The organism is Pseudomonas aegrilactucae (assembly GCF_019168305.1).
Taxonomy (GTDB): Bacteria; Pseudomonadota; Gammaproteobacteria; order Pseudomonadales; family Pseudomonadaceae; genus Aquipseudomonas; species Aquipseudomonas aegrilactucae.
This window is the reverse complement of record NZ_JAHTBI010000083.1, coordinates 19,926-30,324: the sequence shown is the minus strand read 5'-3', so window position 1 is coordinate 30,324 and position 10,399 is coordinate 19,926. Positions and strand designations below refer to the sequence as shown.

11 protein-coding genes and 1 pseudogene are annotated in these 10,399 nt (G+C 65.2%); 2 read left to right on the top strand and 10 right to left on the bottom strand.

What is annotated here, in order from left to right; translation table 11 throughout:
• The coding region (locus KUO17_RS21220; protein WP_217977462.1) for an AlgP family protein at nt 1-636 on the bottom strand (636 nt) is incomplete at its 3' end.
• Between the two features lie 206 nt (nt 637-842).
• On the opposite strand from KUO17_RS21220, the gene KUO17_RS21215 reads away from it, so the two are divergent.
• A complete protein-coding gene (locus KUO17_RS21215; RefSeq protein ID WP_217977461.1) occupies nt 843-1,508 on the top strand; it encodes an FKBP-type peptidyl-prolyl cis-trans isomerase in 666 nt (221 codons plus the stop codon).
• A gap of 23 nt (nt 1,509-1,531) precedes the next feature.
• Here KUO17_RS21215 and rsd read toward each other — a convergent pair whose 3' ends face one another.
• The 8 genes and pseudogenes from rsd to KUO17_RS21175 form a co-directional block, all read right to left on the bottom strand.
• Nucleotides 1,532-2,002 (bottom strand): sigma D regulator, encoded by a 471-nt coding sequence (rsd, locus tag KUO17_RS21210; RefSeq protein ID WP_217977460.1) that lies wholly within the window; start codon nt 2,000-2,002, stop codon nt 1,532-1,534.
• Between the two features lie 231 nt (nt 2,003-2,233).
• Nucleotides 2,234-2,755, bottom strand: a complete 522-nt coding sequence (locus tag KUO17_RS21205; protein WP_217977459.1) for a disulfide bond formation protein B — start codon at nt 2,753-2,755, stop codon at nt 2,234-2,236.
• Nucleotides 2,756-2,967: 212 nt separating this feature from the next.
• Nucleotides 2,968-4,206, bottom strand: a complete 1,239-nt coding sequence (locus tag KUO17_RS21200; protein ID WP_217977458.1) for a heme biosynthesis HemY N-terminal domain-containing protein — start codon at nt 4,204-4,206, stop codon at nt 2,968-2,970.
• Nucleotides 4,203-5,336 (bottom strand): uroporphyrinogen-III C-methyltransferase, encoded by a 1,134-nt coding sequence (locus KUO17_RS21195; protein WP_217977457.1) that lies wholly within the window; start codon nt 5,334-5,336, stop codon nt 4,203-4,205. The genes KUO17_RS21200 and KUO17_RS21195 overlap by 4 nt, the downstream gene beginning before the upstream one ends.
• Nucleotides 5,337-5,382: 46 nt before the next feature.
• On the bottom strand, nt 5,383-6,150 hold the full coding sequence (locus KUO17_RS21190) for a uroporphyrinogen-III synthase (protein WP_217977456.1): 768 nt from the start codon (nt 6,148-6,150) through the stop codon (nt 5,383-5,385).
• Nucleotides 6,147-7,088, bottom strand: coding sequence for a hydroxymethylbilane synthase (gene hemC, locus KUO17_RS21185; protein ID WP_217977455.1), 942 nt, complete (start codon nt 7,086-7,088; stop codon nt 6,147-6,149). The genes KUO17_RS21190 and hemC overlap by 4 nt, the downstream gene beginning before the upstream one ends.
• A 114-nt stretch (nt 7,089-7,202) precedes the next feature.
• A complete protein-coding gene (locus KUO17_RS21180) occupies nt 7,203-7,949 on the bottom strand; it encodes a LytR/AlgR family response regulator transcription factor (protein ID WP_217977454.1) in 747 nt (248 codons plus the stop codon).
• Nucleotides 7,946-8,053: pseudogene (locus tag KUO17_RS21175) on the bottom strand (sensor histidine kinase); the annotation flags it as partial. The pseudogene KUO17_RS21175 and the gene KUO17_RS21180, both read right to left, overlap by 4 nt.
• Before the next feature lie 218 nt (nt 8,054-8,271).
• Between KUO17_RS21175 and argH the strand changes: the two are divergent.
• Entirely contained in the window at nt 8,272-9,666 is a 1,395-nt protein-coding gene (gene argH, locus KUO17_RS21170) for an argininosuccinate lyase (RefSeq protein ID WP_217977453.1), read from the top strand.
• Nucleotides 9,667-9,711: 45 nt separating this feature from the next.
• Here the strand turns inward: argH and KUO17_RS21165 are convergent, their stop codons facing one another.
• A complete protein-coding gene (locus tag KUO17_RS21165) occupies nt 9,712-10,374 on the bottom strand; it encodes a glutathione S-transferase family protein (protein ID WP_217977452.1) in 663 nt (220 codons plus the stop codon).
• Nucleotides 10,375-10,399: the final 25 nt, after the last annotated feature.

The following is a 10,399-nucleotide window of genomic DNA, read 5'->3' as shown; positions in this document are numbered from 1 at the left end:
CTTGGCAACTGCAGCTTTGGCAGCGGCGGTTTTGGCGGCTGGCTTGGCGGCGACCGGTTTGGCAGCTGGCTTGGCCGGGGCTTTGACGGCGGCAGTTTTAGCAGCCGGTTTGGCTGGCGCCTTGGCAGCGGCAGTTCTGGCGGCTGGCTTGGCGGCAGCCGATTTTGCGGCGGCAGGTTTTGCGCCAGCCTTGCGTGCCGGCGCCTTGGCGGCGGTGGCAGGTGCAGGCTTGGCCGCACGCGAGGTCAGTGCCTTGGCGGCGGCTTCTCTGACCTTGCCCACACCCTGGGCAAGCTTCAGGCTTTCCTGGGCGTCGCGCTTGAGCTGCACGATGTACAGGCGGGTTTGCGACTGGCGATCCTTGAGCGAATCGAGCAGGGTTTCCAGTTCGCCTACGGCGCTCTTGGCCTTGGCCTGGGCCTTGGCCTTGCCGGCAGCGGCTGCGTCTTGCAGCTTGAGGCGCGACTTGTGCAGTTTTTCCTGGGCCTTGCCGCGTTGTTTTTCCAACTTGGCCAACAGTTTTTCAGCATCAGCCAGTGCTTGCGAGCAGGCACTTTCCAGATGCTCGAGCAGACTGCCCGAGAGTTGTTGTAGCAGGTGTAATGGCGTACTGACTGGCTTCTTACTGGCCGACATGGCTTACCTCCTGGCTGACGAGAATGCGGCTCATACTAGACCTTCTGCTGCTACCGCCGCTAGGGCATGTTGACAGTAAGTAGGACGCCGCGTTGCATGCCTGGGCAAAGTTGTTATGGCTGCAGCTGCGCACAAGTGTAGATGCTGTTAAAAAGGCTGTCGGTATTTGCTCCATACCCCCTCACAAAACTCGTCAGGAGTACGCTGTGTCACGCTACCTGTTATTGCCCTTGCTGCTCGTCCTGCCCTGCGCTTTTGCAGACACCGGCGAGCAACCGGCCACTGCCCACGACCTGTCCTACAGCGTCGGCGCAAGCCTGGGCGAGCGCCTGCGCACCGAGATGCCCCAGTTGCAGCTCAAGGCATTGATCGAAGGCTTGCAGAGCGCCTATGAAAACAAACCGCTGGCCCTCAGCGAGGCCCGGCGCGAAGCGATCCTGAGCCAACATGAAGCCCAGGCCGAACAGGCCGCGCAGCAATCCCAGGTTGAACAGATGATGGCGATGGAAACACGCTTCATGGCCCAGGAGCGCGCGCGTGCCGGTGTGCGTGAATTGCCTGAGGGTGTGCTGGCGACCGAGCTGGTCAAGGGTAGCGGCGCATCACCCAAGGCGGGCGGCCGAGTGCAGGTGCGCTATGTCGGCACGCTGCCCGACGGCACGGTGTTCGATCAGAGCGAACAGGCGCAGTGGTTCAGCCTCAAGAGCGTGATCGCAGGTTGGCAGGTGGCCTTGCCCGAGATGGCGACAGGGTCGAAATGGCGCGTGGCGATCCCTTCTGCCCAGGCCTATGGTGCGGACGGTGCGGGCGACCTGATTGCGCCCTACACGCCACTGGTGTTCGAGATCGAACTGCTGGGGGTTGCCGACTGAGTGTCGGCAACGAGCGCCTGGTATCAGGCCTGAGCGGCTTCTTCCTGCTTGTGCGCGTTGTGCAGCACTTCGATCAGGCAGTCTTCGAGTTCGAAGCGTTCGTGCAGCAGGCTGCCCAGTTCGCTGAGCTTCTTGGCGAAGCGTTCAGGATCATTGCAGGCCCCCTTGTCGCAATGGTCATTGAACGCGGAAGCGATATCGGTGATTGCACTAATGCGCGGGCTGATCTGTTCCGCCAGTTCCAACCCACCGGTATCTCCGAACGCCTTGGCTTCAGCCACCAATTGCTCGCTGACTTCGAAGTGCCAGGCAGACACGTAGTCGATCAATACCGCACAGAAATCCTTGCTTTGATCCTTTTCGGCGAAGGCGGCCTTGGCATCGCTCAACGTGTCGAAAGCGATGACCAGCTCCTCGCGCTCCTGCAGCCAGCGGTCAATGAGCTTGTGAACCCCACCCCAGCGTTCCTGAGCGTTCTGACAACTATCTAACATGGCGATCTCTTCCCTTCTGGGTCATGCCGCTGCGCCCCGTTGCGCGAGGTTGCGCAACAAAGGGTGAAAGCAGCAGAACGGCATCGAGCAGCAGTGTTTTGGGTATGCGTGCAAGGGAGATTATTCCCGCGCGCCCTTGCCTTCAAGGTACGCACGCGACAAGTTTCATACAAGTGTTTAATCCCGCCGCCCACGGCCATCGGTCGATTGCCTGACCCCCGTCAGCAAGCGTCAGGGTTTCAATGACTTGCCCACCCACGGCGGCCCGCCCTGAAGCAATCGGGCCAGCACCAGTGCGCCAAGCACAAGGAATGCCAGCAGGCTCCATTCGGGCAGGCTCAGGTCCAGAAAGCTCCAGTTGATCGATGCACATTCGTCCGAGCCCAGCAGCAGTGCCTGCACCACCTCGCGGTAGGCGCCCTGCTCGATCAGCCCCCCCAGCGGCCGTGCGCACGGCACACTGGAGGCCGCTGGCTGGCCCTGCAGCCAGATCTGGCGCACCGCCAGCACGCCACCGGCCAGTGCCAGCAACAGGGCTGCAACGGCATAACGACGCGCCCCGCCCTGCCCCGACACACGCAGGCGGGCAACCAGGCAGACCACCGCGAACGCCCCCAGCACCGCGCGCTGGCTCTGGCACAGCGGACAGGGCACCAGGCCCTTGGCGAACTCAAGGTAGAACGCACCGCCGAGGATCAGGGCTGACGCAACAAAAGCCAGGGAGAACAGTGAGCGCAAACAGGCCAATCGCATGGCAAGTCCAGGTGCGGGAAAGACATGTAACAACGGTAGAGGAAGAACGCGCGATGTTTCAAGGCACGACGGCAGCGATAAATCCCTGAAACACAAGGGAAGTATCTACATGCCTTGGCAGATACTTCCGCAACGGCGGGAGGAAAAGTTACCCACCTGTTCAGGCAGATAAACGGCACGGGTTTGGCCTTGCGCCAGACCCGTGCCTTGGCTCACGCCCGCACGGCCTCGGGCAGTGGCAGGGCAAGCAGTCGCTCGTCGAGCAGGCCCAGACCTTCCTGGAACAACTGGTTACTACGCTCGGTATCCCCCAGGCCCGCCAGCAGGCGCGCCAGCTCGGCACAGGCCTCGGGGTTGCGTTGCAGGCGCAGGCTGCTTTCGAGGTAGTCCCGCGCCTTGCCCCACAGGCGATTCTGCAGGCACAGCCGGCCGAGGGTGAGCAACAGGCTGGGGTCATCGGCATGCTGCTTGAGCCAGCCTTCGGCGGTGTGCAGCTGGCGCGCCGGGTCGGCACCACGCACCAGGCCGTACAGTCGCGCCAGGTGGCTTTCGTAGTCACGCTTGAGGGCGGTGCGCAGGGCCTGCTCGGCTTCGCTCTCGGCACCCAGCTGGCGCAGCTGCTCGGCGTATGCCAGCACCAACTGTGGCTCCTGGCGCTGCGCTGCGGTCAGTTGCTGCCAGGCACGCTCCAGTGATTGGCGTGCAGTCTGATCGTCCTGCTCGCGGCGCGCGGCCAGGCTCAGGTTCTCGCCCCAGGCGCGGCGCTCGAGCTCGGCCAGGTCGGCGGCCGACAGCACCTTGTCCTTGCGCAGCTCGGGCAACAGGCGAATCAGCGCGCTCCAGTCGCCGCGCTGCTGATACAGGCGCTGCAACTGGCGCAGCACCTGCACATTGTGCGGGTGGCGCTCGTGCATGGCCTGCAGCGTCACCAGCGCCGCTTCGGTGTCGCCGCGGTCAACCTGCAACTGCGCGTGCGTCAGGGCAATGGCCAGCTCGGCCTGGGGCTGGCGCTCCAGCGCACGCTCCAGCAGGTTGTCGCTGTCTTCGGTGCGGCCCAGTTCGTTGGCCGCGCGGGCGGCGCCGAGGTAGTACAGCAGCGGCTGACGCTCGGCTTCTGCGGCGCGGTGCAGGTGACGCTGGGCACTGGCCCAGCGCCCTTCGGCCAGGTCCAACTGGCCCTGTTCGACGGCCAGACGCGTACGCCGGCTGCGGTTGCGCCGCGACCAGGGGTTGACCACTCCGCTGGAGGTGAACACCAGGCCCAGCGTGAAGCGCACCAGCAGTACCAGCACCAGCACGGCCACCAGCAGCCCCAGGGTGGCCCACAGGCTCGACTCGTAGCGGAAGCTGTCATAGGCGATCAATACGTAACCGCTGTGCCGGGCCACGGCGATACCCAGCAGGGTAGCGGCGACGATCGCCAGCACCACCCACAGGTAGGCACGTTTCATGGGCTGCTCTCCTGACGGCCCTGGGCCGCCGGTTGCCGGGTGAGGGCTTCTTCAGCCGGCAGGTGGCGCCGCTCAAGGTAAGCCTGTACCGCACTGAGGCTCTGGGCCAGGTCAGGGGTCACCACCGACACCGGTTCACCCGCCACGGCATTGAGCTGCTCGAGCATCGACTTGCTCTGCTCGTTGTCGTGGTTGAAGTTGGCCAGCAACACGCTGCGCGCTTCATCCAGCGCTTGCGCATAGACGTTCGGCTCGCCGTTGAGCGCCGCCCACTGGGCCTGCTCCAGGGTCAGGCTCAGGGCCAGGCGCACCTGGTTCAGGGCCTGGCCGGCCAGCAGCGGCTTGACGTTCTTGTCGGCATTGAAATCGATGCGGAAGTAGCGCGAAATCTGCGCCCACCATTGCGACCATCGACTGGCGCCATCGCCCTCGGCGCTCAGGCCGAACAGCGACTCGCCGCTGCTTTCGAATTCGGGTGCCATGGCCGTGAGCTGCACCACCTGCTCGCGCAGCGCCGCCAGTTTGAGGAACAACCCGGTGCGGTCCGGCTGCTTGACGCTGCTCAGGGTGGCCAGGCTGCGCGCCAGCTGTTCGCGGGCAGCGAACGAGGCCGGGTCGCTCTGCTCACGCAGGATCTGGTCAGCGCCTTCTACCAGCGCCTTGGCGCTGGTGATGTCCTGCAGGGCCGACAGGCGCAGACTGGCAAGACGCAGCAGATGCTCGGCCTCGGCCAGGCGCCAGTCCTTGCGGCTGGCACCCAGTACGGTTTCGAGGCGCTGGCTCAGGCGCTGCTGGTCGCCCTGCAACTGCGCCACCAGGCGCCGGCGGTCCTCCAGTTCGGAGGCCGGCGGCAAGTCGGCCAGGCGCGACGACAACTGCTGCTCGCCTTGCTGCAAGGCCTGCGCCTGGGTATTGAGCGCCTGCAACTGATCGCGCTGCTGCTGGGTCGCCCCTTGCAGGTGGCGCACCTGCCACACACCCCAGCCACCGATCGCGACGCCAGCGGCGCCCAGCAGCAGGGCAAACAGTGCCAGACCAGTGCCGGCCCGCTTGACGGGGGCGGCGGGTGTTTGCGCGGGCGTCTCGCACGCCGGCTGCAGATCATCTTTGGGCAAGGCAGTTTCGCTCACGTATCCATCCTTTGCATTGAGGCACGTCGCCAATCAGCTTAGCGCCTTAAGAGGCGGGCGCAGGGGTTTCCTGCAACGCCGCCAGCAAAGCCGCGGCACTGGCGCCACGGCAATCCACTACGTTCTGTGCACCGCAGGCACGCGCCTGCTCGGCCACCCGCGGGCTGGGCACGAACAGCGCCAGCCGGGCCAACCGCGGCCACTCGGCCCCGGCCAGCTGACGCAGGTGTTCAAAACCCTGCCCACTGCTGACCACCAGGCCGTTCAGGCGTTCCACGTCGATGCGCTGCACCAGCGTGTGCGCCGGGTAGTCCGGCAGGCGCCGACGGTACAGGGGCAGATAATCGACACTAGCACCCCATGCGGTCAATCGCTCGGCCAACAACTCGCGACCGTCTTCGCCACGCAGGATCAGCACCCGCGCCCCCGGCGGCGCGATGGCAGCCTGCAGGCGCTGCAACTGCAGCAAGGCTTCGCTGTCATCGCCCTGGGGCGGGAAGTGCACCTCGCGGCCATGGGCCTGGAGGATCGCCGCCGTCGCCGCCCCCACCGTGAACCACGGCAGCGCCGGCGCCTGCGGCCAATGCGCGTCGAGCAATGCAAGGCCCAGGCGGGCGGCGGGCTTGCTGACCACGATCAGCGCGCAATAGTGCGACAGCTCACGCATGATCGCGTGCTGCTCGGCGCTGGCCGGCAGCGCTTCGATCTCCAGCAGCGGCAGGCTGCTGCCGAACAGTCCGGCCTCGGCCAGGGTAGCGGCAAGCGCCGCGCCTTCCTCGGCCGGCCGGGTCAGCAGCAGGCGCCAGCGGTTCACGGGTGACCGGCCTCGCCGTACACCGCCTTGAGGATCTCTTCGGCGCCTTGCTGCAGCAGCGCTTCGGCGACGCGAACACCGAGCGCCTCGGCGTCCTGGCGCGGGGCACGGGCCTGGGCGTTCAACAGACGCCCACCGGCCGGCTCGCCGACCAGGCCGCGCAACCACAGTTGCTCGCCTTCAAGCACGGCGTAGCAGGCGATGGGGACCTGGCAACCGCCATTGAGGTGTTTGTTCAGGGCCCGCTCGGCCGTGACCCGGTCGGCCGTGTCGGCGTGATGCAGCGGCGCAAGCAGCGCATGGATCGCATGGTCGGCGCTGCGACACTCGATGCCTACCGCGCCCTGGCCACCGGCCGGCAGGCTGTCATCGACGCTGATGCTGTCGGTGATGCGGTCTTCGAAACCCAGGCGGATGAGGCCGGCTGCCGCGAGAATGATCGCGTCGTATTCGCCGGCGTCGAGCTTGGCCAGACGGGTATTGACGTTGCCGCGCAGAAAGCGGATTTCGAGGTCGGGCCGACGGGTCAGCAACTGCGCCTGGCGACGCAGGCTGGAGGTGCCGACAATGCTGCCGGCCGGCAGCGCATCGAGGCTGGCATAGGTGTTGGACACGAAGGCATCGCGCGGGTCTTCGCGCTCGCAGATGCAGAACAGGCCCAGGCCTTCGGGGAAGTCCATCGGCACGTCTTTCATCGAGTGCACGGCGATGTCGGCGTCCTGCTCCAGCAGCGCGGTTTCCAGCTCCTTGACGAACAGGCCCTTGCCGCCGATCTTCGACAGCGGCGAATCGAGCAGCTTGTCGCCGCGGCTGACCATCGGCACCAGGGTCACGATCAGGCCGGGATGGGCCTGTTCCAGGCGGGCTTTGACATATTCGGCCTGCCACAGGGCAAGGGCACTTTTGCGCGTGGCAATGCGGATTTCACGAGAGGACATGGATCGATCCGTACGAGATAGATGCGGCGGATGATAACAGCTCAACCCGCGCCGCTAGCAGATCCATGTCAGCAAGGCAGGCCTTCCCTGGCAAATAGCCGTTGCTGCCTTGTCCTAAAGTTGCTGCATCATCTTGCGCACGCCGGCCACGTGGCGGCGGCTGACGATCAGGGCATCGCCATTGAGGCCCTTGAGGAACAGCTGGAAATGCCCCAGGGGGGTGCGCTGCAGGCGCTCGATGCGGTCACGGGCCACCAGCGCATTGCGGTGGATGCGCACGAAGCGCTCGCCGAACTCGTCTTCCAGTGCCTTGAGCGGCTCGTCCAGCAGCACCTCGCCACCTTCATGGCGCAAGGTCACGTACTTGTGATCGGCAATGAAATACACCACCTGGTCGATGGGGATCAGCTCGATGCCCTTGCGCGTACGCGCACTGATATGGCTGCGCGGCCCGTTACCGCTTTCGGCGCCGGGGCGTGTCAGCGCCGCCAGCTGCACCCGGTTCGGCCGCTCGGCCTTGCGCAACGCGTCACGCAGTGCATCGGGCTGCACCGGTTTGAGCAGGTGGCCCAGGGTGCTGTCCTGGAAGGCCTGCACGGTAAATTCGTCATCACCGGTACAGAACACCACGGCCGGCGGCGCTTCGCGCTCGCACAAGCGGGCAGCTACCTGCAGGCCGTCCATGCCCGGCATGCGAATGTCGAGCAGGACCACCTCGGGCTTGAGGCTGTCGATCAATGCCAGGGCCTCTTCGCCATTGGTGGCGCTGGGCTCCAGCACGGTATAACCCTCCAGCTCGCCGAGCATTCGGCTCAGGCGCTCCCGGGCTTGGGGTTCGTCATCAACGATCAGGACATTCATATAGCGCTGGATTCCTGCGTGAGTCTCGCACAAGGAAAGCGTAGACAGGTGAGGTGACGACCGTCACGGCGATCCACGCTCAGACTCGCACGATGGCTAAAGATTCACTGGGAGGGCAAAACCTGCCGATCCTCTGTCCAACTGTAGACGGTTGCCGGCACGCTGCCGTTCAATCGATAAATATCCTTGCCCATCGCGCTCGTGCTACCCCGGCACGCGGCATAAACCCACCGCTGCGCCGACCGCCGAGCCCCGTGTGGGCCGGCAACCCTGTTATCATCAGCCGCACTTTTTCCCGTTCACGCCTTCAACGAGTGAATCCATGAGCACCGACAAGACCAACCAGTCCTGGGGCGGCCGCTTCAGTGAGCCCGTCGACGCCTTCGTCGCCCGCTTCACCGCCTCCGTCACCTTCGACCAGCGCCTGTACCGCCACGACATCATGGGTTCGATCGCCCACGCCACGATGCTGGCCAAGGTCGGCGTACTTACCGATGCCGAGCGCGACAGCATCATCGACGGCCTGACCACCATCCAGGGTGAAATCGAGGCCGGCAACTTCGACTGGCGCATCGACCTCGAAGATGTGCACATGAACATCGAGGCACGTCTTACCGACCGCATCGGCATCACCGGTAAAAAGCTGCACACCGGTCGTAGCCGCAACGACCAGGTGGCCACCGACATCCGCCTCTGGCTGCGTGACGAAATCGACCTGATCCTGGCCGAGATCACCCGCCTGCAACAGGGCTTGCTGGCCCAGGCCGAGCGTGAAGCCGAAACCATCATGCCTGGCTTCACCCACCTGCAGACCGCGCAGCCGGTGACCTTCGGGCATCACCTGCTGGCCTGGTTCGAAATGCTCAGCCGCGACTACGAGCGCCTGGTCGACTGCCGCAAGCGCACCAATCGCATGCCCCTGGGCAGCGCCGCACTGGCAGGCACCACCTACCCGATCGACCGCGAGCTGACCTGCTCGCTGCTGGGCTTCGAAGCCGTGGCCGGCAACTCGCTGGACGGCGTGTCCGACCGCGACTTCGCCATCGAATTCTGCGCCGCGGCAAGTGTTGCGATGATGCACCTGTCGCGCTTCTCCGAAGAGCTGGTGCTGTGGACCAGCGCGCAGTTCCAGTTCATCGACCTGCCCGACCGCTTCTGCACCGGCAGCTCGATCATGCCGCAAAAGAAGAACCCGGACGTGCCGGAGCTGGTGCGCGGCAAGACCGGCCGTGTGTTCGGCGCCCTCACCGGCCTGCTGACCCTGATGAAAGGCCAGCCACTGGCCTACAACAAGGACAACCAGGAAGACAAGGAGCCGCTGTTCGACGCCGCCGACACCCTGCGCGATTCGCTGCGTGCCTTTGCCGACATGATCCCGGCGATCAAGCCCAAGCACGCGATCATGCGCGAAGCCGCGCTGCGCGGGTTCTCCACCGCCACCGACCTGGCCGACTACCTGGTACGCCGCGGCCTGCCGTTCCGTGACTGCCACGAAATCGTCGGGCATGCGGTGAAGTATGGTGTGGACAGCGGCAAGGACCTGGCCGAGATGAGCCTGGAGGAGCTGCGCCAGTTCAGCGACCAGATCGAACAGGACGTGTTTGCCGTACTCACCCTGGAAGGCTCGGTGAATGCGCGCAACCACATCGGCGGCACCGCACCGGCCCAGGTGCGTGCGGCCGTGGCCCGCGGCCAGGCCTTGCTGGCCAGCCGCTAAGGTCTGCGTCCGGCCCGTCATCCGCACGGGCCGGGCACTGCCTGCTCAGCGCTTGCCGCTGCGCACCCTCTCCAGGAAGGCCGGCATCAGGGCTTCCTTGTCTGCCAGAATCTTCTGCACGTTCGGGTTGCCCTTGAACTGCTCCAGCAGCGCCTTGGCCTGCGGGAAGTCTTCGAGCAGGTCCAGTTCGTGCACCTTCTTGCCCACTGCCCAGGCGAGGTCCACGCTGAAGCAGAAGAACAGGTCCGCCATGCTCAGGCTGTCACCCGCCACATAGGGGCTGAACACGCCGTTGCGCTTGAGGGTTGCGATGCCGGCGATCAGCTCGTCGCGGGCCTTGGCCTTGATCGCGTCGGGTACGTGCATGCCAAAGAACGACTGCGGGTAGCACGCACGCGCCGGCAGCTCGATGTACAGCTCGATTTCCTTGGCCAGCTCACGCACCTTGGCCTGGGCGAACGGGTCGTTGGGCAGCAGCGCCTTGCCGGGCTGGGTCTGCTCGATGTAATCGATGATCAGGTTGGTTTCGCTAAGGAAGCCGTGCTCGGTCTGCAGCACCGGCACCTTGCCGCGCGGGCTGAGCGTGAGCGCTTCGGGGGTCTGGCCGCCAAAGAAGAGCACCTCTTCGAAGGGCAGGCCTTTCTCCAGCAACGCCAGTTTGACCATGTTGTAGTAGTTGCTGACTGCAAAACCATGAAGCTTGAGCATGTAACTGCCTCCAGGCCGAAAGGGG